The 26,485-nt window shown below is 60.5% G+C and carries 18 protein-coding genes and 4 pseudogenes; 11 read left to right on the top strand and 11 right to left on the bottom strand.

Annotation, left to right across the window (positions count from 1 at the left end):
* Window positions 1-65 precede the first annotated feature (65 nt).
* The 6 genes and pseudogenes from KDX39_RS10490 to KDX39_RS26570 all read left to right on the top strand — a co-directional run bounded on the left by KDX39_RS10490 (window position 66) and on the right by KDX39_RS26570 (window position 5,133).
* A complete protein-coding gene (locus KDX39_RS10490; protein WP_231660301.1) occupies window positions 66-290 on the top strand; it encodes a DUF6555 family protein in 225 nt (74 codons plus the stop codon).
* 65 nt (window positions 291-355) lie between these two features.
* Window positions 356-612, top strand: a pseudogene (locus tag KDX39_RS10485) (hypothetical protein).
* A 329-nt stretch (window positions 613-941) separates the two neighbouring features.
* Window positions 942-2,102: pseudogene (locus KDX39_RS26585) on the top strand (HAMP domain-containing protein); the annotation flags it as partial.
* Complete coding sequence (locus KDX39_RS26580) at window positions 2,103-2,972, top strand: methyl-accepting chemotaxis protein (protein ID WP_414813191.1); 870 nt, start codon at window positions 2,103-2,105, stop codon at window positions 2,970-2,972. It abuts the pseudogene before it with no gap.
* A 247-nt stretch (window positions 2,973-3,219) separates the two neighbouring features.
* Window positions 3,220-4,278: pseudogene (locus KDX39_RS26575) on the top strand (methyl-accepting chemotaxis protein); the annotation flags it as partial.
* Window positions 4,270-5,133: a methyl-accepting chemotaxis protein gene (locus tag KDX39_RS26570; protein ID WP_442964535.1), complete on the top strand. Its 864-nt coding sequence runs from the start codon at window positions 4,270-4,272 to the stop codon at window positions 5,131-5,133. The pseudogene KDX39_RS26575 and the gene KDX39_RS26570, both read left to right, overlap by 9 nt.
* Before the next feature lie 82 nt (window positions 5,134-5,215).
* Here KDX39_RS26570 and KDX39_RS10470 read toward each other — a convergent pair whose 3' ends face one another.
* On the bottom strand, window positions 5,216-6,001 hold the full coding sequence (locus tag KDX39_RS10470; RefSeq protein WP_231660297.1) for a substrate-binding periplasmic protein: 786 nt from the start codon (window positions 5,999-6,001) through the stop codon (window positions 5,216-5,218).
* Window positions 6,002-6,249: 248 nt separating this feature from the next.
* Between KDX39_RS10470 and KDX39_RS10465 the strand changes: the two genes are divergently transcribed.
* Genes KDX39_RS10465 through KDX39_RS10450 form a run of 4 tightly spaced genes read left to right on the top strand, consistent with a single transcriptional unit; the run spans window position 6,250 to window position 11,085 of the window.
* Window positions 6,250-8,004 (top strand): ABC transporter permease, encoded by a 1,755-nt coding sequence (locus KDX39_RS10465; RefSeq protein WP_231660295.1) that lies wholly within the window; start codon window positions 6,250-6,252, stop codon window positions 8,002-8,004.
* A gap of 25 nt (window positions 8,005-8,029) precedes the next feature.
* The gene (locus KDX39_RS10460; protein WP_231660294.1) at window positions 8,030-9,331 is read left to right on the top strand and encodes an ABC transporter ATP-binding protein; all 1,302 of its coding nucleotides are present in this window, start codon (window positions 8,030-8,032) and stop codon (window positions 9,329-9,331) included.
* 51 nt (window positions 9,332-9,382) lie between these two features.
* Complete coding sequence (locus tag KDX39_RS10455; RefSeq protein ID WP_231660526.1) at window positions 9,383-10,447, top strand: sensor histidine kinase; 1,065 nt, start codon at window positions 9,383-9,385, stop codon at window positions 10,445-10,447.
* Window positions 10,447-11,085 carry a response regulator transcription factor gene (locus tag KDX39_RS10450; RefSeq protein ID WP_231660292.1) on the top strand — a complete coding sequence of 213 codons (639 nt, stop codon included), beginning with the start codon at window positions 10,447-10,449 and terminating at the stop codon, window positions 11,083-11,085. The genes KDX39_RS10455 and KDX39_RS10450 overlap by 1 nt, the downstream gene beginning before the upstream one ends.
* A gap of 10 nt (window positions 11,086-11,095) precedes the next feature.
* Here the strand turns inward: KDX39_RS10450 and KDX39_RS10445 are convergent, their stop codons facing one another.
* The 10 genes and pseudogenes from KDX39_RS10445 to KDX39_RS10400 form a co-directional block, all read right to left on the bottom strand.
* Window positions 11,096-12,979 (bottom strand): acyltransferase family protein, encoded by a 1,884-nt coding sequence (locus tag KDX39_RS10445; RefSeq protein WP_231660291.1) that lies wholly within the window; start codon window positions 12,977-12,979, stop codon window positions 11,096-11,098.
* 221 nt (window positions 12,980-13,200) lie between these two features.
* Complete coding sequence (locus KDX39_RS10440) at window positions 13,201-14,529, bottom strand: hypothetical protein (RefSeq protein WP_231660290.1); 1,329 nt, start codon at window positions 14,527-14,529, stop codon at window positions 13,201-13,203.
* Window positions 14,530-14,539: 10 nt separating this feature from the next.
* A complete protein-coding gene (locus tag KDX39_RS10435; RefSeq protein WP_231660289.1) occupies window positions 14,540-15,841 on the bottom strand; it encodes a hypothetical protein in 1,302 nt (433 codons plus the stop codon).
* A gap of 379 nt (window positions 15,842-16,220) precedes the next feature.
* Window positions 16,221-17,840, bottom strand: coding sequence for a glucan biosynthesis protein D (locus KDX39_RS10430; RefSeq protein ID WP_099231135.1), 1,620 nt, complete (start codon window positions 17,838-17,840; stop codon window positions 16,221-16,223).
* A gap of 410 nt (window positions 17,841-18,250) precedes the next feature.
* Entirely contained in the window at window positions 18,251-19,180 is a 930-nt protein-coding gene (locus tag KDX39_RS10425) for a phosphatidate cytidylyltransferase (protein WP_025995482.1), read from the bottom strand.
* The gene (locus KDX39_RS10420) at window positions 19,180-19,800 is read right to left on the bottom strand and encodes a lysophospholipid acyltransferase family protein (RefSeq protein WP_184322475.1); all 621 of its coding nucleotides are present in this window, start codon (window positions 19,798-19,800) and stop codon (window positions 19,180-19,182) included. The genes KDX39_RS10425 and KDX39_RS10420 overlap by 1 nt, the downstream gene beginning before the upstream one ends.
* Window positions 19,801-19,808: 8 nt before the next feature.
* Window positions 19,809-20,264, bottom strand: a complete 456-nt coding sequence (locus KDX39_RS10415; protein WP_099231140.1) for a hypothetical protein — start codon at window positions 20,262-20,264, stop codon at window positions 19,809-19,811.
* A 224-nt stretch (window positions 20,265-20,488) separates the two neighbouring features.
* Window positions 20,489-21,826 (bottom strand): phosphatase PAP2/dual specificity phosphatase family protein, encoded by a 1,338-nt coding sequence (locus KDX39_RS10410; RefSeq protein ID WP_231660287.1) that lies wholly within the window; start codon window positions 21,824-21,826, stop codon window positions 20,489-20,491.
* Window positions 21,823-23,580, bottom strand: coding sequence for a bifunctional alpha/beta hydrolase/class I SAM-dependent methyltransferase (locus KDX39_RS10405; protein WP_231660285.1), 1,758 nt, complete (start codon window positions 23,578-23,580; stop codon window positions 21,823-21,825). The genes KDX39_RS10410 and KDX39_RS10405 overlap by 4 nt, the downstream gene beginning before the upstream one ends.
* Window positions 23,581-23,613: 33 nt before the next feature.
* Window positions 23,614-24,231 (bottom strand): annotated as a pseudogene (locus KDX39_RS10400) (CDP-alcohol phosphatidyltransferase family protein).
* A 291-nt stretch (window positions 24,232-24,522) separates the two neighbouring features.
* Here KDX39_RS10400 and hflK point away from each other — a divergent pair.
* On the top strand, window positions 24,523-26,478 hold the full coding sequence (gene hflK, locus KDX39_RS10395; protein ID WP_231660283.1) for a protease modulator HflK: 1,956 nt from the start codon (window positions 24,523-24,525) through the stop codon (window positions 26,476-26,478).
* Window positions 26,479-26,485 lie beyond the last annotated feature (7 nt).

Raw genomic sequence — 26,485 nt, 5'->3', positions numbered from 1 at the left:
AATACTGGGAATTTTTTGAAATGAGCACGATCTGTTTTGCGAGTGGACAAAGCAGGAGCAACAAAATGGCTGATGAAAAACACTACCGGATCGATTATTTGCTGCACGGTAGCTATAAGACCTTCTACATCAGGGCTGTCGATATGGACAGCCAGGAAGCCTGGCATTGGGCGACGGTTGACGCAGGGTTTGGTGCGATTCCCAAATATCGTTCCGACAGAGTACCGAAGCTAAGCAAACCACAGGCCGAGAAACTGGGCCTATCGAATGTGGAGTGGAAACGGGCGTAAGGTTCGGTGATCAGGTAGGCGATAGACGTTCACCAGCGTGCAGGTCCGGTGTCGCACGATGGTGGATGGAGGTGGTGTTGGTTGATCTGATTCAGTGGCCTGCAATGGCTGTGACGTTACTGGCCGCCTGGTTCATCGGGTCGCAATGACCCGCCAGGCGCATGCTTGCTTTCTGGTGCTTCACTCCAGCAACGTCCTCTGCATCATCTGGGGTGTTCATGCTCAGGCCTATGCGCTGATCGTCCTGCAGGCAGGTCTCTGCGTCATCAATCTCAGAGGTTTCAAAAAGAATCGAGACGGCGCCAGGGGCGATTTCCAATAACCACGTGTCGCCTGCTGTCCGCCACATTTTGCCCGTAGCTACTGGAAACAGTACGTTACATAAAGCGCCTTCCCAATACGTTGACAAATGCTCGGTTTTTGTCGCTTTCCCGTCCTCACGTTTCCCTTCAATACGCCGATAGGCCGGTATCGGATTGCATGACCCCTATTGAACTAACCAATCGGAGCACGCTCTGACGTGATGTCACAATGCCTTCACTTGGTCGGTACACCCTCCCATTTGTAAACGTGACGTACTGCCACCTGTCGCGACGTAAAGAAGGGAGTTCTTTCAGCCGGATCAGGCCCCTTTATTAAAAAGAGAACGATATGAATATTCTGTCGCCCGGTGTCTACCTGACCAACCGCCTGCGTTTTCCTGCCAAATTCACTGTCCTTGCCATCATCATCGTCATTCCACTGCTTGTGCTCGGAATGCGCGTTTTCAACAGCCTCAATGCAAGTATTTCCACCGTCGCACAAGAGCGCGTGGGGCAGGAGTATCTGCACGTTGTGACACCGGTATTGCGCCTCTCGATGCTGCAGCGCGCCTTGACCAACCGCATGTTGACGGGCGATGCCGCAGCCGCGCAAGACCTCGTCACCAATCGCAGCCAGCTCGAAACCGCGTTCGCCAATCTGGCTGAGATTGACGCTCGTCAGGGCCGCGCACTGGAAACCGAAAACCGCGTTCAACGTCTGCGTGACGGCGCCCGCACCTTGATGGACAGCGCGAAACCAGGGGCCTCCCCGGATGAAATGTTCACTCAGTGGAATGAGCAACTGACTCAGACCCTTAACTTCATTTATTACCTGTCGGCCACGTCAGGGCTGGTGCTGGACGAGGATTATGCGTCGCTGTTCCTGATTGACCTGAGCACTATCCGCATGCCTCGCCAGATCAACGTAGCGGGCCAGATTCGCGGGATCGCTGCTGGCCTGAGTTCGGGTCAGAACCTGACCCCGACCATGCGCGGTTCGCTCGATAGCCTGTTCAAACAGGAAGCGCAGACCCGACTGGAACTGGAGCAGAGCATTCGCCTGCTCAAGCGTCGTGATACCGAACTGAGCGAACGCGTCAATGCACCCGTGGTGGCAGCCATCGCCGCCATGGACAGCTTTCGTGATGACCTCAAGGCTTATGTGGGCGGCACCAATGTGTCTGTTCAGCAAGGGCAGGCACTGAGTGCGCGCGGCAACGTCGTCGTGGCTGCTTTCTACAAGGCGCAGGACGAGATCCAGACGTCGCTGCAAGGCGAACTGAATGCGCGTTATGACGAACTTTTGCTGCAACGCGAAACCGTTATCGGCATGTGCGTGATCATGGGCTTGCTGCTGCTCTATGCGTTCTGCAGCATCTACAAGGCCTTGCGTCTGGCCATCGACGGTTTGCTTGAAGTCACACGCCGTCTGGCCGACGGTGATCTGAGCGCACGTGTCAATGTGACCAGCCAGGATGAAGTGGCCGATATCGGCACAGGGCTGAATCTGATGGCCGAAGCCTTTTCCGGCTCCATCTCGCACATGGATCGCACCTCTTATGAGCTGTCCGAAGTGGCCGCTCGACTGGGCAACTCCATCAGCCTGGCCAAAGAGTCGATGAACGCGCAACAGGCCGAAACGGAACAGGTGGCGACTGCTATCAACGAAATGACCGCCAGTGTCGCCGACGTCGCGCAAAACACTGAAGGTGCCGCGCAGGCCGCTGACGAAGCGAACACGGCGTCGCGCACCGGGCTGCGCGTCATGCATCAGGCTCATTCGACCATTCAGGCGCTGGCCGAGGAAGTGGAACTCAGCGCTCAGAAAGTCCAGGCGCTGGCACTGCACAGCCAGTCGATTGGCGGCGTGATCCAGGTGATCAGCACCATCGCCGACCAGACCAACCTGCTGGCGCTGAACGCTGCCATTGAAGCAGCACGTGCCGGCGAACAGGGCCGTGGCTTTGCCGTAGTAGCAGACGAAGTACGTACGCTGGCGTCGCGTACCCAGTCGTCCACCGAAGAAATCCGTAACATCATTCAACAGTTGCAAGGCGCAACGGACGCCGCCGTGCAGCAGATGCAGGCCGGTCAACAGAAAGCACAGGCGTGCATCAGTGCCGCTGGCGAGGCTTCGGGCAGCCTGTCGAGCATCAGCCAGGGCGTGGAGCGGATCGTGGAGATGAACACTCAGATCGCCAGCGCCGCCGTGCAACAGCATGCCGTGTCCGAAGACATCAACCGCAACGTGATGGGCATCCGCAGCAGTTCGGGCACGCTGATGCAGGGCATCGAGAACAACGCCACCACGGCCAGCGAGCTGGGCCGCGTCGCCAGCGAAATGCGCTCGGTGGTGTCGCGCTTCAAGCTTGGGGCGTGATTCAAACTGAATCAGCGTTGGCTTTTTTGCGGGAGGCCTCTCGCCTCTTGCTTCCCCATTTGACACGTCAAAGCGCTGTGTCGACGCACAGCGAATCTCCCTGAATCAGCGGTCTTGCCGCTGATTCTGTCTTTTTGGTCAAGTTATGCCTGATGCCGGCCGATAGCTCTAGCGCGCAGGTTTGCTGTTCATAAAAACAAATCTTCAGCTCTTTCGTTGCGCATAAAAAGCATATTCAGGAGATTGCATGAACAGCAGCTTTGCGAACATCAGCGTCAACATGAAGTTGGCCCTGGGCTTTGGGGCAGTCCTTTTCTTCACTGCCATACTCGCCCTCGTCGGCTGGACCAGCCTCGACAAACTCATCTATCGCACCGACAGAATCGGTGACATCACCCAACTCGGTAACAAACTGACCGACCTGCGCATTGCCCGTCTGCAATACATGCTGACCGACGGCGACGAAGCCGCAGCGCAAAACATGCAGGGCAAGCTGGATACCTTCAAAAAGCACCAGCAATTACTGCTCAGCACGTTCAATAACCCTGTGAATATCAAGCCTCTTGAGCAGCTCACCGATGTCATTCGCGAGTATGAAACGTCGTTGAATCAGATGCGTGCGGTCTACCAGACCAGCGCCAGGGTACGTGCCGAGATGACGGCCAACGTCACGACGGCCACACAGTCGATTGATGCGCTCAACAGTGCCGTCCTGCAGATGGACCCATCGGATCCGGCCCGTTTCGATCAGGTCCAGTTGGTGAACACAGCCCGGCAGGACCTGACGCTGGTGCGTTATGAAGTGCGCGGTCACACCAGCAAGCCCGACGATAAGTCGGAAAAGGCCGCGTTCCAGCAACTGGACACTGCCATTGAGCACCTGGACGGTCTCAAATCCGCCTTCGGTGCGGCCAGAGTCGTGCCGCTGGAGAACGCATTGCGCAGTTATCGCCGTTCGGTAGAAGCCTTCAAGGCCACAATCGTCGAGGCGGCAACCGTGCGCAAGGACCTGACCACTCAGGGCGCAACCATCGTCAAGCTGGGCGATGAGCTTTACGATCTGCAAATGAAGCTCGGCGATGACGACACCGCTCAGGCGCGCCACCTGCAGATCGGCTGCATCCTGCTGGTGCTGATTCTCGGCATTATGGCTGCGGTCATCATTACGCGTCAGATCACGCGCCCGTTGCAGGAAACCCTGGCGATTGTCGATCGAATTGCCTCGGGCGACCTTACCCACACGGCGGTCATCACCCGTCGCGATGAACTGGGTGTGCTGCAGCAAGGCATTCAGCGCATGGGTACAACCCTGCGCGATCTGATCTCCGGGATTCGCGACGGCGTGACCCAGATTGCAAGCGCGGCTGAAGAACTCTCTGCGGTCACTGAACAGACCAGCGCTGGCGTGAACAGCCAGAAGGTCGAGACCGATCAGGTCGCCACCGCCATGCACGAAATGTCGGCCACGGTGCACGAGGTTGCGCGCAATGCCGAACAAGCGTCTGTTGCGGCCGCCGATGCCGACAAGGAGGCTCGCGCCGGTGACAAGGTCGTGGGTGAAGCCATCGGCCAGATCGAACGACTGGCTGCCGAGGTGGTGCGCTCATCCGATGCGATGACCGTGCTTGAGCAGGAAAGCGACAAAATCGGCAAGGTCATGGACGTGATCAAGGCCGTTGCCGAGCAGACCAACCTGCTGGCGCTCAACGCTGCCATCGAGGCCGCGCGCGCAGGCGAGGCGGGTCGTGGGTTTGCTGTCGTGGCTGACGAAGTGCGAGGCTTGGCGCAGCGTACTCAGCAATCGACCGAGGAAATCGAAAGCCTGGTCGCCGGTTTGCAGAACGGCACCCGTCAAGTGTCGGAGATCATGCTGGGCAGCCGCACGCTCACCGACAGCAGCGTCGAACTGACCCGCAAGGCCGGTGTGTCGCTGGAAAGCATCACCCGGACCGTGTCGAACATTCAGGCCATGAACCAGCAGATCGCCGCCGCAGCCGAGCAGCAAAGCTCGGTGGCCGACGAGATCAGCCGCAGCATCGTCAATGTGCGCGACGTGTCCGAGCAGACCGCAGAAGCCAGTGAAGAAACCGCCGCTTCCAGCGTCGAGCTGGCGCGTCTGGGTGGGCAGTTGCAGATGCTGGTCAGCCACTTCCGGGTGTGATGGCTGAAGGCAAAGGGGACCTGTAGGGCGCGCTGCCCTGCAGGAAACACCCAAAAAATCGTAGTCAGCGCCAATTTTCGGTTCAGCAGGACTGGTCGTGGTCGGCGCATACTTTCGTTGAGGCGGTCGGCAGGTAAGCGTCGCGGATGCGCTGCAGTTCGCCGCGGCGCTGCATGTCGAGGATCGCGGCATTGATCTTCGGCAGCAGCGAGGCGTGCCTGCTCAACAGCATGATCGCCAGATTCGACTCATTCAGTAGAGCGCCCTGACGGAAGCGGGCGGGATCGATCTGATGCGTATTGACGAGATAGTTGTACAGGTCATCGACCATGGCGACGGCGTTCACGCGCTTGTTGGCGAGCAACGCCAGCAAGGCCGAGTCCTCTGAGGTTTCCAGTCGGGTCACGCGCCCTTCCTCAAAGGCCGTGTCCAATGAGCGGTAGGTATACCCCCGGATCATGCCGATTGTTACATCCCTCAGCTCACTTAACGGTGCAACTGAAAGTGGATCATCGGCGGCGAAGTACAAGTGTTCGCGTACCGCCAGGTAAGGCACCGAGAATACATACTTGCTCGTGTCATCTTCGCTGGTCCAGTTGGGTGACTCGGCATAACTGATATCGATCTGTTGTTTTTCCAGCATCACTTGCATGCGGTTGGCGGGGTAAGAAACAAACTGCACATCAATAGCGGCCTGTTTGAATACCTGACGAGCAATATCGGTCGAGACGCCTCGCAGCGTGTTGTATTCGTCGGTGTAGATGAAAGGACGCCATTCAGTGCTGGCCGCCAGATACGGCTGTGCCAGCGCTGCGGGTTGAAACCAGACCCACGCACATGCCAGGGCAAGAAAACGAAATACCTTCATCCGATAGCCTTTCGTGGTTTTACCAACACGGAGTTGAACGTTAAGCCGTTTATATACCTTGGTATATGACACCCATACTTTCGGGTCTGCACCGTCTACGTTTGCAGGTTTTAACCACGCGTCGAAAGTCTATAAGCTTTTATTCAACGAGTGGTTAAACACTCGCTGCCCTTTTTCTGTATCCGCTGACAGTCGGTTTCCTGAAACGCTGCCGGCGCGTACCCGTGCAGCTGTGTCGAGGTGAGCCCATGCAGTCTATTTTCGAGTCCGGCAAGCGTCTGCGAGTCTCCCGCTATGGCGATGCCAGAACACGCACAGCTTACGGGATCGATATCGTCTGCCTGTGCCTGCTCGCGATGGTGGTTGCGTTGCTGCTGCACGGTGTCGGGCAGATGCTCCAGCCGCTGTCGCTGCTGACTTCAATCCCGATGACCCTCGATCCCGCGAACTTGCCGGAATATGCACTGCGCACCACGCTGCGCATGTTCATCGCGTTGGCGGCCTCCCTGGTCTTTACCTTGATTGTGGCCACGCTGGCCGCCAAAAGCCGCAAGGCCGAGCAGGTGATCATCCCGGCGCTGGATATTCTGCAATCGGTACCCGTACTCGGCTTTCTGACCTTTACCGTGACCTTCTTCATCGGACTGTTTCCGGGGCGGCAATTGGGTGTCGAATGTGCGGCGATCTTTGCCATTTTTACCAGCCAGGCCTGGAACATGGCGTTCAGTTTTTATCAGTCGCTGCGCACGGTGCCCAATGACCTGAGTGAAGTCAGTCGCCAGTTCGGCCTGTCGCCGGTGCTCAGGTTCACTCGGCTGGAACTGCCGTTCGCCATTCCGGGACTGGTCTGGAACATGATGATGTCGATGTCCGGCGGCTGGTTTTTCGTGGTGGCCTGCGAGGCGATTTCGGTCGGCGACACCACTGTCAACCTGCCCGGCATCGGCTCCTGGCTGGCGCTGGCAATCGAACAGAAAGACCTGACGGCGATTGCCTGGGCCGTTGCGGCCATGGCACTGGTGATCCTGGCTTATGACCAGTTGCTGTTCCGGCCCGTGGTGGCCTGGGCGGACAAGTTTCGCTTCGAGCAGACCGCTTCGCAAAAGCGTCCACGCTCCTGGATGTACAGCCTGTTGGGCCGCTCCCGACTCGCGCCGCTGCTGGGCACTGTGCTGGTCGCGCCCTGGAAAGGCCTCATGCTGGTCAATTGGCGCGGTTTGACGCGCTTCTGGAACGTCAAACCTGCGCCGGGTGTCAGCCGGCTCCTCGACGCTGCCTGGCTGGGTCTGGTGATTGCCGGCTGCCTGGCGGCCAGTGTCTGCCTGTTCCGGTTCATCGAAGCATCGCTCGGGTTCGGCGATCTGGCCACCGCGCTCGGACTGGGACTGACCACCATGCTGCGAGTGATCGTGCTGATCATCATCGCCAGCGTGATCTGGGTGCCGATTGGCGTGTGGATCGGTCTGCGTCCAGTGTGGGCTGAGCGTCTGCAACCTGTCGCGCAGTTTCTGGCGGCCTTTCCTGCAAACGTGCTGTTTCCGTTTGCCGTGATTGCCATCGTCGGTCTGCACCTCAACCCCGACATCTGGCTGTCGCCGCTGATGGTGCTCGGCACCCAGTGGTACATCCTGTTCAACGTCATTGCCGGGGCCAGCGCCTTGCCGACCGACCTGCGCGAAGCGGCCACCATGTTCAACATGCGCGGCTGGCAGTGGTGGCGTCGGGTGGCGTTGCCGGGAGTGTTTCCGTACTACGTCACTGGCGCGCTGACGGCGTCGGGCGGTTCATGGAACGCCAGCATCGTGGCCGAGGCCGTGTCCTGGGGCGACAAGCACCTGGAAGCCGCCGGTCTGGGTTCGTACATCGCCAACGCGACTCAGGCGGGCGACTACGCAAAGGTCGCGCTGGGCATTGCTGTCATGTCGGTCTTTGTGATCGCGTTCAACCGGTTGCTGTGGCGCCCGCTGTACGGGTTCGCCGAGCGACGTCTGAGTCTTGTGTGATTTTTGTTGTGTGGAGGATGCCACGATGATGGCTGTCGAAAAGCGTTGCCTGGTGGATGTGCAGAAGGTTCGTCATGTGTACGGCAAGGCCAGCAAAGAGCGCCTGGTGCTGGATGATGTGACACTGCAACTCAACGAAAACGAAATCATCGGCCTGCTGGGCCGCTCCGGCTCGGGCAAATCCACGCTGCTGCGCTCCATTGCAGGGCTGGTGGTGCCGACCGAAGGCGCAGTGATTTTCCCTAACCGCACGCAAGGCAAGGCAATGTCGGTGGGCATGGTGTTCCAGAGTTTTGCGCTGTTTCCCTGGCTGACGGTGCTGGAGAACGTCGAGGTCGGGCTTGAAGCTCAGGGTGTTCCGGCCCAGCAGCGCCGCAAGCGGGCGCTGGCGGCGATTGACCTGATCGGTCTGGACGGTTTCGAAAGTGCCTATCCCAAGGAGCTGTCGGGCGGCATGCGCCAGCGGGTCGGCATGGCGCGTGCGCTGGTGATCGATCCTGACGTGCTGTTGATGGACGAGCCGTTCTCGGCGCTCGACGTGCTCACCGCCGAAACGTTGCGCACCGATCTGCTGGACATGTGGAGCGAAGGCCGTATGCCGATCAAGTCGATCCTGATGGTGACGCACAACATCGCCGAAGCGGTGTTGATGTGTGACCGGATCCTGCTGTTCTCGTCCAATCCGGGGCGGGTGATCAGTGAAATCAAGGTCGACCTGCCGCAGCCGCGCAACCGTCAGGATCCGGTCTTTCAGGCGCTGGTCGAAGAAATCTACGTGCTGATGACCCAGGACAGCGACGCAGGCGAAACCCGTCAGGGCGTGTTCCCTGGAACCGGGCTGGGCATGGTGCTGCCGCATGTGTCCACCAACGCGCTGGCCGGTCTGATCGAGGCCATTCATGCGCCGCCCTATGGCATGAAGGCCGACTTGCCAGAGCTGGCCGGTGCGCTGCATTACAACGCCGACGAGCTGTTTCCGATTGCCGAAGTTCTGCAACTGCTGCGTTTTGCCGAACTCAAGGGCGGCGACATTCGTTTGCTGCCTGCGGCCAACCGTTATGCGCTGGCCGACGTGGATGAGCGCAAACACCTGTTCGCCCAGCATCTGCTGAGCTTCGTGCCGCTGGTGGCGCATATTCGTCGGGTGCTGGATGATCGCTCGACGCACACCGCCCCGGCGCGCCGCTTTCGCGACCAGCTGGAAGATTTCATGTCCGAAAGCGATGCCCGGCAGACGCTGGATGCAGTGACGCAGTGGGGCCGCTACGCCGAGCTGTTCGCCTACGATGAACTGGCCGATCAGTTCAGTCTGGATAACCCTTCCTGAGCTGTGTCGGCGCATACTGCGCTGGCCCTTTGAACGAGCGAGATGTTGCAGATGCGCGAGCCTGAATCCTTTGGCAAGGCTGCGATGGCGATCAGGCTGACTGCCTTGCTGGGGCTGGCCGTGGTGATCGCGATTGCCGATACCCTGACCGATCTGGAAATTGCCGTCGGCGTGTTCCAGATCGCCGTGGTGCTCATGGCGGTCCGGTTCCTGCCGGTCGCCGGTGTCATCGCCATCGCGCTGACCTGCATGGCACTGACAGTGCTCAGCTACGAGTTGACGATTTCCCGGGGCAGCGAGTCGGCGCTGATCAACTGCATCATCAGTCTGGCGGCGATTGCCATGGCGACCTATCTGGCGCTGCGCATGGCGGTGGCGATCCGCTCCGTTCACGAGGCGCGCTCACAACTGGCGCAGATCGCCCGGGTCAACATGCTGGGCGAGCTGACCGCGTCCATTGCCCATGAAATCAATCAGCCGCTGTCGGCCATCGTCACCAGCGGCAATGCCTGCACGCGCTGGCTGGCCGCTGAACCGGCCAATCTGGACCGGGCGCGGCAGGCGCTGGCGCGCATGATCGGCGATGCCAACCGGGCGGGCGATATCATCGTGCGCGTGCGTGCGCTGGCCAAGCGCTCGGCGGCGCACAAGGAATGGATCAACGTGGCCGATACCGTGGCCGAGATCGTATCGCTGGCCCACAGTGAAATCGACGAGCAGCAGGTCGTGCTCGTGGTCGAGGTCTCGGAAGGATTGCCGCCGCTGCTGGCAGACAGGGTGCAGATCCAGCAGGTGCTGCTGAACCTGATGCTCAACGCGGTGGACGCGATGCGCAAGGTCGAGCCCGGTCAGGCCCGTCTCCAGGTGACGGTGGACTTGAACGCGGGAGGGGAGGTGAAGTTTTCGGTGCGTGACAATGGCATGGGTGTGGCGCCGGAAAACATCGAGCGCATCTTCGATGCGTTCTACACCACCAAGGAGGAGGGGATGGGAATCGGTCTGGCAATCAGCCGGTCGATTATCGAGGCACATGGCGGGCGTATCTGGGTAACACCCGATTCGTCAGTCGGTGCTACGTTTCACTTCACGCTGCCTACCGGAAAGATGGACGCCTGATGAACACGACCGACACCGCCGCGCAGGCTGAAGAACCGATCATCTACGTGATCGACGACGACTTGTCGGTGCGCACTTCGCTGGAAGACCTGCTCGCCTCGGTGGGGCTGCGCAGCCTGCTGTTCGGCTCCACACAGCAGTTCATGGACACGCCCCGGCCCGATGCGCCGGGCTGCCTGATCCTGGACATCCGCATGCCGGGCATGAGTGGCCTGGATTTTCAGGAGCAGATGGCGCGCTCGGGGATTTTTCTGCCGGTCATCTTCATCACCGGGCACGGCGACATTCCCATGTCGGTGCGGGCCATGAAAGCGGGTGCGGTGGAGTTTCTCACCAAGCCGTTTCGCGAGCAGGATCTGCTGGATGCCATTCAGCAAGGTCTGGCGCTGGACCGGGTGCGGCGTCAGAACGCAGCGGTTCAGGCTGAGCTGCAGCGCAGGCACGCGAGCCTCAATACGGGCGAGCAGCAGGTCATGGCGCTGGTGGTCAGCGGCTTGCTGAACAAGCAGATTGCGGCCCGGCTGAACGTGAGCGAAATCACCGTCAAAGTCCGCCGCGGCTCAGTGATGCGCAAGATGGAGGCCGACTCTCTGGCCGAGCTGGTCAGGTTCGCCGAGCGTTTGCAGGCGGGAGACTGAGCACACGGAGCTAATTCACCAGCTCCGGCAGCACATAGTTCTTCACGACAAACAGTGAGCCTTCGGTACTCAGGTGCCCCGAATCGATCTGCAGCAGAGAATCGGTATCCTCGAGCCGCACCAGACAGGCATCGGCCACGCAGAGTTTGTCGATCAGCGAGACGAACTGAATATCCGCCGACGCCGCCAGTTGCCGGGTCGCCTGATCCACGGCGATGACGCTCTGGTCGAGGGCCGGATCGCTGATGTGTGATTCATTCAGCCCCCAGTGGCGGCTGGCGATAACGCTGGGCAGCGACGGACTCCACTGCGGCAGCGGACCGATCAGCACCACGTGTTTCACGCCGTAACCCTTGAGCCGGATCGCAATGCCGTTCCAGTCGGTCTTGTCGTGCCCGTCCTTTTGCGCGATGACGACGATGTCGGGGCGCAGCGTTTCAATGCTGTGCAGGGCCAGTCTGTTGGAGTAGTCACAGGCGCGGCTGGTGGGTGATGTGCGGCCCTGATGGACACTCAGGGTGGGACGGCAACTGGCTGATGCGACCTGATAAAACGGCGTGTCTTTGGTCAGCAGGGTGCGCAGACCGAGCGACAGCGCCTGTGCATGCGAGTCGCCCCACAGGAACACGCCGCCGTCGCCTTGCTTGCGCGTACACGACTCGTCGATACCCGACTGCCCGCGCTGAGTGAATGCAGAAAACGCATCGCACTTGAGCCAGTAAGGCTCGTACAGGTTCTGCTGCCGGTTGACGTAGTCCTGAATGAACGAGGCCTTCTCGGACAGACTGATTTCGCGCATCGGTGAGACCATGCCCTGCGTAGCGCTCACTGCCGCGCCACCGACGAACACCAGACCGACGAACGTACCGAAGGTGGCGAACATCCAGCGGGCATCCTGGCGCCAGCGGCCTGTCGGCCTTTCGATCAGGCCGTACGAAGCCAGGCTCAGCAGGAAGGCCACGCCCATGCCCAGCAGCACGTTGCCGGTATCGCCCAGCCAGCCGGCGTAGTTCATCAGCACGACCACCGGCCAGTGCCAGAGGTACAGCGAGTACGACAGTTTTCCGGTCCATTGTGACAGCGGGTTGGTGGTCAGCAACGAGTCCTGTCGGGCGGCGATGATGACCGCAAAGGTCCCCAGGACCGGCAACAGCACCAGATAGCCTGGCCACAGGTCCTGTACTGACACGAGCAAGAAACTTGTCAGCATGAGCGCCAGCCCGACGCCTTCCAGAAGGCGTTTCCGGGCGCTGCGCAGCTTGAAGGGAAACAGGCAGGCCACGCCGCCCGACAGCAACTCCCACGCCCGGGTCGGCAACAGGTAGAACGACGCTTCCGGCCAGCGTGCCGAGGCGAACACGCACAGTGCGAAGCCGGTCAGGCTGCCGCCCAGGATCCACCAGCGAATATTCCTCAGCGCCACGAAGCGACGGAGCATCAGCAAGGTGATCGGGTACAGCAGATAGAACTGCCATTCGACCGACAGCGACCACGTGTGCAGCAGCCATTTTTCATGGGCGTTGGCGGTGAAGTAACCCGCTTCTCGCCAGTACACGAAATTGGAGACAAACCCCAGGCTGCTCGCGACATGCGTACCCAGTGCGCTGTAGTCCAGCGGCAGCAGGTAGAACCAGCCCAGCGATAACAAGGCCATGCACATTACCGCCAGTGCCGGAATGATGCGCTGCGCCCGGGAGCGGTAGAACGCTGTCAGGCTGAAGGTGCCGGTGTGAAAACCACGCAGGATGATGCCTGTGATCAGGTAGCCCGAAATCACGAAAAACACATCCACCCCGGCAAAGCCGCCCGGCAGCCAGGCGGGATGGAAGTGGAACAGCAGCACAGCGAGAACCGCAATGGCGCGCAGGCCGTTGATGTCTTTTCTGAAGTCCATGGGAGAGTGCCGGCCAGTGGATGATCGGGAGGGTGGGTGCAGGTGGTTGAGTGGCAGGTCCTGCGACGTCTTGCGGCAGTCGCCTCTTGTCAAACACTCTGTAAACCCACTGACGAAAAGCGGTTCGTGGGGCTTGTCCGCGAATACTGCATTCCAGGCGCGGAATATTTGTCGGAGGTACTGGCCAAGCCTGATGCTGACTCAAGCATGTCAGCGACCCTTCATTTTTTTCGAGCCATCTGCCCGCCACGACTCTCCGGGTTCAACCGGATGATCTTGGGAAAGTGGATCAGGTTGATCGACGCCGCACACTGGCCGCCTTCACAGTTCCAGGACTGACGGCTGTTCACTTCTCCGCGTTCGGCATAGGCGGTGTCGATCATCCGCACCGGGCCGTTCGTGTTGCCCTGGCTGATCACTTGCACGTCCTGCGGCTTACCGATGGCCCACGCCACCAGCACTCGCTCATCGCCCTTGGTGAAGTGCAACTGATAAAGGTTCTGCTCCAGCGAACTGGCCTGGGCGTCATACGTGAAATCGCGAACCACCGGCGCGATGGCCTTCATCATGGTGTAAGCGGGTTTGGGCGAGAGGTCTTCGTCGAGCAGACCAAAGTTGTGCTCCTGGTCGTAACGATCCGGGCCATCGTTGTAGAGGTCGAACCACCACATGCCTTTGACGTTGGGAATGGTGCGGGCCAGAAAGTAGATCCGTGCCATGTACAGCGCCTGGGTTGTTTCACTTTTGCCGCAAGGGCCCTGGTGGCTGGGCCAGCCCATCTCCGTCAGGTAGATCGGCACGTCGCGGCCGGCCTTGGTGCGGATGTATTGCTCGTAGTCGGCCATCCAGCCCACCCAGGCTTCGGGTGTGTTGCCATCGGTTGCCGAACAATGAACGTAGGGATGCACGGACAGACCGTCGACCAGGTCCAGTGCGCCGCTTTCGATCAGCGGGTCTGCGAAACCGAACCTCATCCCGTCGGGCGTTACCGAGCCTGCCAGAATCTTCGCCTGCGGGCCGATGACATTGCGTGTGTTCTTGCGAATCACAGGCACGGTTTTCTGCACCAGCGTTACGTAGTCCAGCGCCAGCTGGCGGTCGTCGGAAGCCTCCAGGTCCCACTCGTTCCAGATTTCGTAGTAGCTGATGCGGTTGCCCAACTGGCGGGTGACGTAATCGACGTAATTCAGAAACGCGCTCATCACCACCGGGTCCCGGGGCTTCTTGTTGTCGTGAAAGTAGGTGCTGTAACCCAGTATCGCCAGGCGGCTCATGTTCAGCTCGCGGGCGATGGTCAGGTAGTTGCGCCAGTTGTCGGTGATGCGTAACTCATGAGGGTAGGGTGCCGCAGTTGACCAGAACACATCGTCCTTGACCGAATTGAAGCCGGCCTGTGCGGTGAGGTCCAGCGGTTGTTTGAGCGTGCGGTTGAAGTTCATCAGGTGCGTCGCGATGCCGACGATAAAGGGCGGTTCGGCCTGAGCCACAGGCATGCCGTTCAGGCAGCCCAGCAGCAGGAGACACGCGGTATGGCGTAAAGAGCGCTTCATGGCGGCCTCCTCAGCGCAGGTTCGGCAGAGCGGTCAGTTGCAGGTCGGCCGGTCTGGACGTCATGGCCTCCTGCTTTGCGGTGATGACATAGCCGATGGCCAGACCTGCAAACAGATTGGCCACGGCGACTTCGAACATGTCCGTGGTCCAGCTGATCAGGCACCAGCAGACACTGATTGACAGCAACATGCGACCGACCCGGCTTTCATCCTCGATCAGCTTGAACAGCAGTGGAATCTGCAGGGTGTACAGCAACCCCCCGACCACGCCGAGCATCGCCCACAGGTACAGGGCCGAGTTGTCCATGCCGAGAAAAATTTCGGAGCCTTCCACCGGGAAGATGCCCATGGTGCTGCCGACCATGCCGAAGCCTGCGCCGGTCAGCACCCAGCCTTCGCGTATCAGGGCGTTGATCACGTTGGGCCAGGTTTTGATCAGCCGGTCGTAGAGCGACGCCAGCGAGTTGCCGCTGCTGCTGACCGTGAGCGCATCGAAGCTCATGACCATGCCCAGCGTTGGCAGCAGCAATCCGATGAACACCACCAGCACGCACAGAATCCGGCAGGTCCAGCTCATGCGCTGAATCATCAAAAGGCCCATGGTCAGTGCGAATGCCCCGGCCGGGGCCTTGCTGGTGGTCAGCACAATGGCATAGAGCGCCATCGCACTGAGCAGCATCACCACCACGCGCGAGCGCAGGAACATGAACAGATACAGGGTGTAGAACGCGATCAGGATCGACAGCACATTGGAAACCCGCGCAAAGCCTGCGACCCGGTCCACGTCGTCCGCGCTCCACGTGGTGTTGGCACTCAGCTCGGTTTCTCCCACGTTGTAGCTGTAGCCCTTCCACGGCACGGCGGTGAATTTGTCCAGCGCCACCCCTGCCAGCGAGGCGAGCAGGCAGAAACCGATGGCCCAGCACAGCAGCTTTCTGCGATGGATCAGGTGCTCGCTGCACACCAGGCCGAACACCAGCGGGCTCAGCGCGAACAGGCTGAATGCCAGATTGTGCGGACTTGCGCGGTGCAGCATGGCGATCAGCCCGGAAACCGCCCACACGATGACGAAGGTCCAGAACAGGCGTCCAGCCTTGAAGGTCCGCAGCTCCAGCGCGAACAGCAGGATGCAGGCGACTTTGGGCAGATAGAGAAGGGGGCTGATACCGGCCTTGTCGAAGTAGAAGCGCAAGGCTCCGGAAAAGGTCTCGACCAGAATCAGGCTGATCGCGACCAGCACGACCACTGTGGATTTATCGAAGGAAATGATCGACGACGAATCGCCGGCGCTGTTCGCTGGATTCAGCTCCATGATGTCTGCCTTCTGAATGGCGTCAGGAAATTCGAACGGACAAAGCTACCGCCCGACGACCGCGACGGGCGGGTCGATAGAGGGGGAAGCCTTTGGGGATGAAGAGAAGTCTGGAGCGAATGCTCGCAACGGCATGACAAGACGTATATCAGTCGCAGTTCGGGAAACTGTCAATTAATTCGCAAGGATTGATGGATTATCCGATGAGTGCCGCACCCTTTGGGGTGACGCGCAGCGTCACGGGATGCAGGCCCACGCGGAGCGACAGGCACGATCAGCGCACCCGAGATACCTGATCGTGACTCACTCCTGGGAACGCCGCTCAGGACGCTCCGCGTCGGTTTCGTGCTGTGACGCGGAGCGCAGGTCTGATCACCGGTCAGGGGTATTTGCGACGATCAGGTGCTGGCGGGAAGTACTGGTACAGCCACGTCTCGCTCAGTGTGCGGTCGCCGGTGCGGATGAACATGCGCATCTCCACCGGGTCTACCGAGTCGCTGTCAGGCACCCAGTCGAAGGTGATCCGGTAACCCTTGATGTCCGGCAGCACGAGGATGTTGAAGTCCTGCACCTTGCCGTGGGTGACGGTCACGATCGGCTCGATCCCGGTGCCTTCCGGCAGACGATCCAGACCGCCGCCGTGGAAGTCCACCGCAAAACGGCGAGCCCAGGTTTTCGGGTAATGCTCGCCCGGTGCCCAGCCTTCCAGAAAACCGCCCATGCCCGAACGCGTGGCGTGAACCTGCGCCAGCGGCGTGCTCACTGGCGGCAGCGGGCTCCAGAACAGCTTGTAGCCGTAGTTCATCGAATCGCCGGCCTTGACCGGTGTCTTGGGTGTCCAGAACACCACGATGTTGTCCATCGTCTCGCCGGTGGTCGGCAGTTCCAGCAGGCTGACTTCACCTTCGCCCCACGGCGTGATCGGCTCGACCCACAGGCTTGGACGGCGGCTGTACCAGACCACGGTGTCCTGATAGCTGGAGAACTCGTGATCGCTCTGTACCAGACCAAAACCTTTCGGGTCATTGTCAGAGAAGGCGCTGAACTGCGGTTTGACCGGGTTGTTCAGCGGACGGCAGATCCACTCACCGTTGCCACGCCACATCGACAGACGATCCGAGTCGTGAATCTGCGGGTGAATGGTGTCGCACATGCGGCGTTCGTGGGTGCCGCAGCTGAACATACTGGTCATCGGCGAAACGCCCAGCTGCTGGATGTCTACGCGGGCATTGATGTGCGCGTCGATCTCCATCACCACCTGACCGGCCTGACAGTCGATGTCGAAGCGATAGGCGCCGGTCGCGCTCGGCGAATCGAGCAGTGCGTAGACCACAAAGCGGGTGGCGTTCTTGTCCGGCGTTTCGAACCAGAACTTGGTGAAGTCCGGGAATTCTTCCTGACGCTTGGCATAGCTGTCGATGGCCAGACCGCGTGCAGACAGGCCGTACTGCTTGTTGCTGTCGACCGCGCGGAAGTAGCTGGCACCCAGGAACGAGACTACGTCGTTGATGGCGATTTCAGGCGCCTTGAACAGCTTGAAGCCGGCAAAGCCCAGATCGCCTTTCACCAGATTCTTGTCGATGCCGCTGCTTTCGTAGTTGAACAGGTCGTGGCGGAAATGCACCTCGCGCGCCTGCTTGCTCTGCGGGTCGACGCTGTACATGCGCACGGGCGTCTTGAAGCCCGCGCCGACGTGGAAGAAATGCACGTCCAACTGACCGTGGACGTCTTTCCACAAGGAGTGTTCCGGGTCGTAGCGAATGGCATTGAATTGCTGTGGCGTCAGGTTCGCCAGCACGGGTGGCAACACCTGCTTGGTGCTCACATAACCTTTGCCAGCCAGCTTCTTCGCGTGAGCTTGCAACTCTGCAAAATCGAAGTGCTCGATTTCACCATCAGCTGCTGCCGCCAGTGCGCGTGCAGCAAAAAGCCCTGAAGCCGACACGCTGCTATAAGCGGCCAACGCCATGGAAGCTTTCAGGAGATTCCTGCGATTCATAAGGGTGAAGCCTCTAGGTAATTCTGTGCGTCCTGCACAAAAAATGGCGCGCCAACGACTCCTTGCCGAACGCAAACTACCCACAACAGATAACAAAGACGAGATCCGGTTCGGAAATAGGCCGAAAAAAAACGCCGCTCATGCTGAATGAAAACGGCGTCGGAGGCACAAAACGGACGATTTTGAGGTTCGTATCGGTTGACCCGTCACGCCCATCGCCGCTTGGCGCAAGGCCTGCAAGCGAGTCGGGTGCGAACGGCAGGTCAACGGAATGTTTTTGCAGAGCGTCGAGCGCGTAGTGGCTATGCAATATTCAGCAATCATTTCGTTGACCGGCGGAACTGTCAGACACGCACCAAAAGCCGGATGGCGCGCTTATTGATCAGCCGCCAAGGACTGCGCAAGCGGCCTCATGTCCACCAGTAACGCACCAGATGGAAGAAAATCGGCGCGGCGAAACACACCGAGTCCAGCCGGTCGAGCATGCCACCGTGGCCCTCGATCATGTGGCCCCAGTCCTTCACGCCACGGTCGCGTTTGATGGCCGACATCACGATGCCGCCCGCGAAACCCAGCAGGTTGATCAGCAGTGCGATCAGCGCCGACTGCCACGGGTTGAACGGCGTGATCCAGAACAGCGCGCCGCCGATCAGCGAGGCCAGGGCGATGCCGCCGACGAAGCCTTCGACCGTTTTGGATGGCGACAGGTTAGGCGCGATTTTGCGTTTGCCGAACAGCTTGCCGCACACGTATTGCAGCACGTCCGATATCTGCACCACGATCACCAGATAAGCGATCAGCAGCAGGTTGCGGCCTTCGTAACCCGCGATTTCGAGGGTCAGCAGTGCGGGCACGTAGGACACGCAGAACACCGCGATCATCAGGCCCCACTGCACTTTCGAGGCGCGCTCCAGGAAGTGTTTGCTGTCGCCACCCAGCGAGGCAAGGATTGGCAGCAGCAGGAACACGTAGACCGGAATGAAGATCGAGAACAGCCCGTACCAGTTCATGGCGATCAGCACGTACTGCAACGGCAGCGCCAGATAGAACGCGGCCACCAGTGCCGGATAGTCGCTGCGCCGGGTGGGCGTCAGGGTCAGAAATTCGCGCAAGGCGTAGAACGACACCGCATAGAACAACAGGATGACCGCACCCTGGCCCAGCCAGAAGGCGATGCCGATCACCAGCACCATGACCCACCACGCGTTGATCCGCGCGTTCAGGTTGTCGATGACCGAGTTCGGTCCGCCTGCGCGGCGCTTGAGTACATAACCGATCAGCGAGGCCAGCAGCAGAACGGCGCCAATGCCCATGAACAGCAGTTGAGTCTGGTTATCCATCACAGCGGCTCCGGTGCCAGGGCCAGCAGTGCTTCACGACTGCGGGCGAGAAATTGCTCTTTGCTCTCTTCACTGTCCAGCCGCAACGGCGCGCCGAAGCTGGTTGTGCATAACAATGGCAGCGGCAGCATTCGCCCCTTGGGCATGACCCGATTCAGGTTGGATATCCACACCGGCACCAGATCCACTTGGGGATAACTTTTCGCCAGGTGATACAGCCCGCTTTTGAAGGGCAGCAGTCCTTCATCCGGGTTGCGCGTACCTTCTGGAAACAGGATCAGCGAATCGCCGTTTTCCAGCGCTTCAAGCATGGGTTGCAGTGGGTTGCTGTCTGGCGTACTGCGCGTACGGTCTACCAGTACGCCGTTGAACACACGGTTGATGATGTAGCGGCGCAACGGGCTGGACTGCCAGTAATCGGCACCGGCGACTGGCCGGGCGGTCTTGCGCAGGGCGGGCGGCAGCGAGGCCCAGAGCAGTACGAAGTCGCCGTGGCTGCTGTGATTGGCAAAGTAGATCCGCTGCCGGGGCTCGGGGGTACAGCCCAGCCACAGGCTGCGAGCGCCGGTAATGCTGCGCGCACCGGCAGTGATGATCGTGGCGACCAGAGGTTCGAACATGACAATTCCTATTGGGCGAAGGACAGCCAGGGAAAGATGAAGATGATGCCCAGCAGCCAGAGCAACTGCAGCACGATGTAGCGCACCTGCAGACGCAACTGCCGAAGCGCACCCTGAGTACGCAGCGCCCAGTTGCGGCCGCCTTTCTCGGCAGGCTGCAGCTTGAGATCAGCCAAGACTTGATCGAGCTCCTGAGTACGGTCACTCAACTGGCTGGGACGGTCAGCCATGTGCTGGAACAGATCTGCATCGAAAGCGACCCGGAACGCCTGGGACTTTGCCAGCGCCCCGGTCAGGACCATGCACGCCACAAGCACCATCATCAAAAGGCTTGCAGAACCTATCCACAGCTGCACCAGGCCAAACAGCAGGCTCAGCAGCAAAAGCCCTGTGGATAAATAATCCAGCGACTTACCGCGCCGAAGCAGCGCGGCCACCACGTGCAACTGCATTTCCAATGACATGAACGAGCACTCCTGTGGATAAATTATTTCAGTAACGACTTGCGAACGCTGACCGTGGCAAGCCTCACCGTGGCGTCAATGCAGCGCTGTCATGGGGCAAACACCGGCCCGTGGGAGGGGGCTTGCCCGCGATGAGGTCGACACGGTGTATCAGGTACATCGCGTGATCGTTCATCGCTGGCAAGCCGCCTCCCACAGGGGGCGCGCGTGGCCACTACGTGCAACTAGCCAGGTACGGGCGCTTTAAATGAAAACCCTGCGAAAGTATTCAAGATATCCACATGTCCGCTGCGCAGGACAACACCCGGTCTCGCCTGACGAATCAACTCGACTGCGTTATCCACAGATTTGGCCCGTCCGCTGAGCAATAACCAGGCAGCCACGGCCATTGCACTGCGCGAATAGCCCAGCGCGCAGCACACCAGCAACGGGCCATTCAAGCGCAAACGCTCAATGGCTTCAGCCGCAAGCTGGCATTGCTCGACGGTCAGCGGCACCAGATCCAGGGCGGCGACCTGTTGATAACTTCGCGCACCTGCCTTCAGGGGTAATTCCGCACACATATCCACGACTGCTTTGAACGGTTGCAGCTGCTTTTGACTCGGAATACGGCCCAGCCAGACGTTGTCCACAACCTGATCGGAATCAGGCCGCTTTTTTGTCCACAACCGAGAATTTATCCACGCCCCGATGAGGTATGGCGCCATCAGCCAGCGGGTCGCTGGGGATAACCTTCCGTTGGCGCGTTTTTGAAAACCCGTGGCACCGAACAGTAGATAATTCAGGCCGACCAGAAGCAGGGACAGCGCAGGCCACGCCAGCCAGAGCCAGCCGCCGCCCAGCGTGAATACGGGTATCGCCAGCAGCAGTGCGCCAACTCCGTAATACAGCGCAAGCTTGAGACGCTGCCGTTGTCGGGTCAGCCTCGCAGTCAGCATTGGGCTGCGGCCTTCATCCGGCCAAAGCCAGATGCACAGCCAACCGGCGAGTGCGCCTGTGGGTAAGTCGATGAAGTGATGCTGGTACGTTGTGAGGACTGACACGCCAATCAGTGCGAACCAGCTGTGCAGCAACCAGCGCCATGCCACGTGAAAGTGCCGTGCATAGCGGTCGTAGCAGACCCACAGCACCACCAGCAGTGCGATATGCAGCGAGGGCGCCTGATTGAACGGCTTGTCGAACCCGGCCAGCACTGCGAACAGCCAGCCGAACAGGCCATCCAGTTCCGGACGTTCAAAGGTGAAACGCAGCGGCCAGAGCAGAAAGCAGGTGACCGCGATCAACTGCGCGCTGAACAGGCGTAACGCGTGAGTATCCAGTTCGCGGCGCGTCAGGCAGGCCAGCAGTGAGAATCCGTAAAGCAGGTCGATGGACCAGTAGGGCACGATGGTCCAGGCCCAGAACGGCAGATGGCTTTCCCAGCCGAATGCCATGCTGCCGACATCATCGCGCTGGGCTGTGTACCAGGTGGCAAAGCCGTAGCTGGCGAAGAAGAACGGCGCCAGCAGCAACAGCCAGACCACCGCTCTTTTCCACAGGCCGGGCTGGCGAACCGCGTTCACTGAATGCGCTGCGCGAGGGACACCGTGAAAATCCCCCATTCATCCACACGCTGGGTGATCTTGCGAAAGCCTGCGGCTTCGACCAGTTGATCCATCTCCGACTGACTGCGGCGGCGCATGACCCAGGCTTGTCCCTGACGGTGGCTGGTCAGGGCGCGGGCGATCAGTTCCAGTTGCGGGTGCCAGGGTTGACCGGTGTACACCAGATAACCGCCAGGCTCGACAGCGGCTGCCAGTCCGGCCAGCGAATCACCGACCATCTGATTGCTGGCGAACAGCTCATACAGACCCGAGACCACGGCCAGTGTGGGTTTGGGGTCCAGCGCTGCAAGGTCGGCACGGTCGAAGGCATCGCCTTTGACGAAGCGTGCGACGTCTTCGAGGTCTTTCTGTTCGATCAGCAGGCTGCCGTCGCGCACGTTGATGTCGCTGTAGTCGCGCAGCAGGATGGATTCCGGCAGCGGTTCCACGCCGTGCAGCGATTCAAGGATGTAACGGCCGTGTCCGGCGGCGATATCGACGATACGCACCGGCTTGCCCTGATTGCGCAGGTGCGCCATGGCCAGACGCAGCAACTCTTCGGCGTGCAGCTTGCGCTGACGGATGCCGCGCCAGCCGATGGATTGCAGGTAGTTCTTGTCGATCATCCGGCCCAGCGCGCCAGTGCCGGCAGGTTTGTTGCGGTAAACGTAATCCAGCGTGCTGCCGGAATCGAAGCCAGTGTCGAAGCCCAGTTTCACGCCTGTGGATAACTTGCTGCCCAGACGCAGGCTGGCGCGAGTCATGCGCCAGTAAAGGTCGCGCAGCGAATTGTGTGGCAACGGCGCGGCCAGTTCTTCGGACTCCGCGCAGGTGACGCCCAGCTTGTCGGCATCCAGCAGGGAAGGGCGCGCCACCAGGGTCTCGAAACTCTGCAGCACGAAGCGTCGTGCACGGCTGATCGCCAGATGACGATCCCGCTCGCCCAGTGTGTCGTGGAAGAATCCCGGCAGGATGTGTTTCTCCTTGCGCACGCTGCCCAACCGGTCGAAAAACTGCTCCTGCGGACCGCGATGCACCACGAAGTCGGCACCCGAGATCAATAGCTGAGTCGGGATCTGAATCGCATGCGCGTCGGCAACCACCCGGTCGGCGGCTTCGTACAACCCCAGCAGCACATTCACCGAGATCGCCTTGGTGATCAGCGGGTCGCTGTCATAGGACGCGATGCGCTGCGGATCGTGGCTCAGGAAGCGTGCCTTGACGTAACTGTTGACGAAAAAGTTGCCCTTGAACTTGCGCAGCAGCGCCAGTCCCGAACGAGCGAAAGGCACGTACAGCTTGACCTTGAAGGCCGGCGAGGCGAGGACCAGCGAGCGGATTTTCGGCGCATAGTCGTGAGCCCAGGTGGCCGCGATGACTGCGCCGACGCTCTGGGCAATCACCGCCATGTTCTCTTCCGGTATCTCGAACGTCACGCTCAGATGATCGACGAAGGTCTGCACGTCCCGAACGCTGGTCGCGAAGCTTGGGCTGTCGCCGCGCGCGCCGGGTGACTGACCATGGCCACGAGCATCCCAGGCAAAGAAATCGAAACCCGGCAGGTCCAGTTCATCGACCAGATGCGCGATGCGTCCCGAGTGTTCATGACCCCGGTGAAACAACACGATGGCCTGTCGAGGCGCGTCATTGGCCTGCGTCACAGCGGGCCAATGGCGGTAGAAAAGCTCTACCCCGTCATGAGTCGTGAAGCGCCGATCATTCATCTCACGCATTGCAACTCCCTTACGCCGGAGGCTTTTGGCTGCTTATTCTTGAGGCGAGGTCTGTTCTTCCAGGCCGCGCCGGACGCGGTTGTACAGCGTGTACATCAACAACGCGCAGACGAGGGCGAGCACCAGATTTATCTACAGGGCGGCGAGCCACCCCACGGCAACGCCAGCGCCCAGCACGCCGAATACCAGCGCGCGGTCGCTTTTGCCCATCGGACCGTCATAGCGTCGGGAAGCGCCGACCATCGGGCCGAGCACACCTGCGTATTCAGTGAAAATCGCCAGCAGGGTCACGGCCAGGACCAGTCCGAGACTCACGTCGGAAATCAGCGCGAAGGGCAGGAACAGCGCGCTGTCAGCGATCACGTCGGTCAGCTCGTTGAGATAAGCCCCGAGCCGCGACTTCTGGCCGAATTCGCGGGCGAGCATGCCATCGATGGCGTTGAGTGCCATGCGCAGGATCATCCACAGCGGAATCAGGGCGAACACGGCATAGTGCGGCACCGACAGGGCGACGACGCCACCCACCAGCAAAGATACGGCGCAGGCGGCAAGGGTGACCTGATTGGCCGTCACGCCCCTGTCGTAAAGGCGCTGCACGGCGGGCCGCAGCAGGTTCTGAAAGCGCGGTTTGAGCTGGTAGATAGAAATCAACGAAGAGCATCCGTGTCTGTGGATAACTACCCGGCCTTGTGGCAACAAACGAAGCGGCACAGGCCAGGCCGCTAGTGAAACATAATGTGACTCGTACTACGCAGTACTGTTTGTGCGACGTGTCTCAGGGATGAAAATCTCGCCCGTCTCATACCGACCTGAACAGGCATTGAACCTGACGAAAATTTCACGGCGAGTGTTACATCGTAACGCTATGATGCGGCAGCATTCAGACCGCCGATGCAGGCCTCCAGCGGGCCAAGGGCGACAGTGAGCAGGTTCGGGGTAGTGATGCGGGTTGATCTGGATGTTGAACATGCGGACCTTGAAGGTCTGCCGCGTTTTCAAATGGCGGCGCGTCAGGCGCGACGTCTCGCACGCCTGATGTATGTTGCTGCCGGGCTTGGCCTCTTCGGGCTGGTGCTGGCATTTTTCATCGATCTGTTTTCTCCCGGCTCGCTGTGGATGGCCGCACTGGTCAACAGTTGCGCGGCGCTTCTGTTGCTCGCGGCCGGTTTGCAGTCGGCCCGTAGCGTCGCGAGCTGGCGTGCCCGCGTGCTGGATGTTCCGGCGCATGCAGAGCGCGATCTGTCTGTGCTCGATGGGGAGGCTGATGTCGATGACAGCGGCTGGTATGAGCGTCTGCTCACTCGCCTGAGCCAATCCAGTGAATCGCTGCTGCACCAGATAGGCGTTTCGACCCTGTGGCTGGCCGGATGGGCGCTTCTGGTTCTGATCAGTATCCAGGCGATCTGGAACCTGACGCTGCTCGGCAACGATATCTCGTCAGTCGCCAATCTTGCGGGCAGCGTCCTGCTGTTGATGACGTTCGGCTTGCTGGTGCTGGAGCGGCAGTTGAGCGGCGAGGCCCAGTGGCCTGAAGCCGAGCCATTGTCGCGTCTGGTGCGCATGACGATTGTCGTGTTCCTGGTCGCAGCCCTGTGTCTGTTCTTCTCCCGAGTCGATCGGGTCTGGCCTGCCCGTCTGGCTGTGCTGATCGGTTTGCTGCCAATGGCGGTTGCCATCGAGTTTCTCGCGCGTGCGGCGCTGTCGTTGTTCAGCCCCCGCAACGAGCGGATCGAGCCTCGTCTGCTGGCCAGCAGTTTCATTGCCGACCTGTTGCGCTGGCCTCCGCGTCCGCTGATGGCCCTGCAGCACGAACTGCACAACCGCTTCGGCATCGACTTGCGCCAGATCTGGGCGTTCACCTACATGCGCCGGGCCTTCCTGCCGGTGCTGGCGGTCGTTGCCCTGCTGGGCTGGGCGCTGACCGGCGTGCACGAAATTCCGCTGCAGGCGCGTGGCATCTATGAACGCTTCGGCAAGCCGGTCGAGGTCTTTGGTCCTGGTTTGCATGCGGGTCTGCCATGGCCGTTCGGTCGTGTCCTGGCGGTCGAGAACGGCGTGGTTCATGAATTGGCCGCCAGCGTATCGCCTGCCAGTGCCGCCGAGCAGGTGGCCGACCCGGCCGAAGGTCCGCCACCGGCCAGTGCCAATCGCTTGTGGGACGCCAGCCACATCAATGAGAAATCCCAGGTCATTGCCAGCAGCGCCGGCGCCAAACAGAGCTTCCAGATCGTCAACATGGACGTGCGCTTCGTCTACCGGATTGGCCTGACCGATGCGGCCGCCCTGGCGGCGACCTACAACAGCGCCGATGTTCCGGCATTGATTCGCAGCACTGCCAGCCGCGTGCTGGTGCATGACTTCGCTTCACGCACGCTGGATGAACTGCTCGGCGAGCAGCGCAGTGGTCTGTCGGATGACATCGGCAAGGCCGTACAGGCCGACCTCCAGCGTCTGGACAGCGGCGTGGAAATTCTCGCCACCGTGGTCGAGGCGATTCATCCGCCTGCCGGTGCCGCCAATGCCTATCACGCGGTGCAGGCCGCGCAGATCGGCGCGCAGGCACTGATTGCCCGCGAGCGCGGCGCGGCCAGCGACAAGGCCAACCAGGCTCAACTCAACGCCAGCGTCGCCCATGATCAGGCCAGCGCCACGGCCCGCGAAGTACTGGCCACGGCCCGAAGCGCAGACCTGCGTTTCGACGCCGAGCGTCAGGCCTACACCGGCGCAGGGCGGGCGTTCCTGCTGGAGCACTACCTGACCCGCCTCAATGAAGGTCTGGGCAATGCGAAATTGCTGATACTCGATCACCGTCTGGGCGGCGATAACGCGCCGACCATCGACCTGCGTTCCTTCACCCCACCGGCAGACCCAACGGCGCCGCGTAAAGCCGCTCAGTAAGGAGTCG

The organism is Pseudomonas sp. CDFA 610 (assembly GCF_021147865.1).
Lineage (GTDB): Bacteria > Pseudomonadota > Gammaproteobacteria > Pseudomonadales > Pseudomonadaceae > Aquipseudomonas > Aquipseudomonas alliivorans.
Note: the sequence above shows the minus strand (reverse complement) of the source record. Positions and strands in the feature narration are given on the sequence as shown.

Bases quoted from the DNA above. Each gene is read 5' to 3' on its own strand.
- KDX39_RS10490 (WP_231660301.1), top strand. From the start codon at position 66: ATGGCTGATGAAAAACACTACCGGATCGATTATTTGCTGCACGGTAGC.
- KDX39_RS26580 (WP_414813191.1), top strand. From the start codon at position 2,103: ATGGCCGAAGCCTTTTCCGGCTCCATCTCGCACATGGATCGCACCTCT.
- KDX39_RS26570 (WP_442964535.1), top strand. From the start codon at position 4,270: ATGGGTACAACCCTGCGCGATCTGATCTCCGGGATTCGCGACGGCGTG.
- KDX39_RS10470 (WP_231660297.1), bottom strand. From the start codon at position 6,001: ATGAAGGTATTTCGTTTTCTTGCCCTGGCATGTGCGTGGGTCTGGTTT.
- KDX39_RS10465 (WP_231660295.1), top strand. From the start codon at position 6,250: ATGCAGTCTATTTTCGAGTCCGGCAAGCGTCTGCGAGTCTCCCGCTAT.
- KDX39_RS10460 (WP_231660294.1), top strand. From the start codon at position 8,030: ATGATGGCTGTCGAAAAGCGTTGCCTGGTGGATGTGCAGAAGGTTCGT.
- KDX39_RS10455 (WP_231660526.1), top strand. From the start codon at position 9,383: ATGCGCGAGCCTGAATCCTTTGGCAAGGCTGCGATGGCGATCAGGCTG.
- KDX39_RS10450 (WP_231660292.1), top strand. From the start codon at position 10,447: ATGAACACGACCGACACCGCCGCGCAGGCTGAAGAACCGATCATCTAC.
- KDX39_RS10445 (WP_231660291.1), bottom strand. From the start codon at position 12,979: ATGGACTTCAGAAAAGACATCAACGGCCTGCGCGCCATTGCGGTTCTC.
- KDX39_RS10440 (WP_231660290.1), bottom strand. From the start codon at position 14,529: ATGAAGCGCTCTTTACGCCATACCGCGTGTCTCCTGCTGCTGGGCTGC.
- KDX39_RS10435 (WP_231660289.1), bottom strand. From the start codon at position 15,841: ATGGAGCTGAATCCAGCGAACAGCGCCGGCGATTCGTCGTCGATCATT.
- KDX39_RS10430 (WP_099231135.1), bottom strand. From the start codon at position 17,840: ATGAATCGCAGGAATCTCCTGAAAGCTTCCATGGCGTTGGCCGCTTAT.
- KDX39_RS10425 (WP_025995482.1), bottom strand. From the start codon at position 19,180: ATGGATAACCAGACTCAACTGCTGTTCATGGGCATTGGCGCCGTTCTG.
- KDX39_RS10420 (WP_184322475.1), bottom strand. From the start codon at position 19,800: ATGTTCGAACCTCTGGTCGCCACGATCATCACTGCCGGTGCGCGCAGC.
- KDX39_RS10415 (WP_099231140.1), bottom strand. From the start codon at position 20,264: ATGTCATTGGAAATGCAGTTGCACGTGGTGGCCGCGCTGCTTCGGCGC.
- KDX39_RS10405 (WP_231660285.1), bottom strand. From the start codon at position 23,580: ATGCGTGAGATGAATGATCGGCGCTTCACGACTCATGACGGGGTAGAG.
- hflK (WP_231660283.1), top strand. From the start codon at position 24,523: ATGCGGGTTGATCTGGATGTTGAACATGCGGACCTTGAAGGTCTGCCG.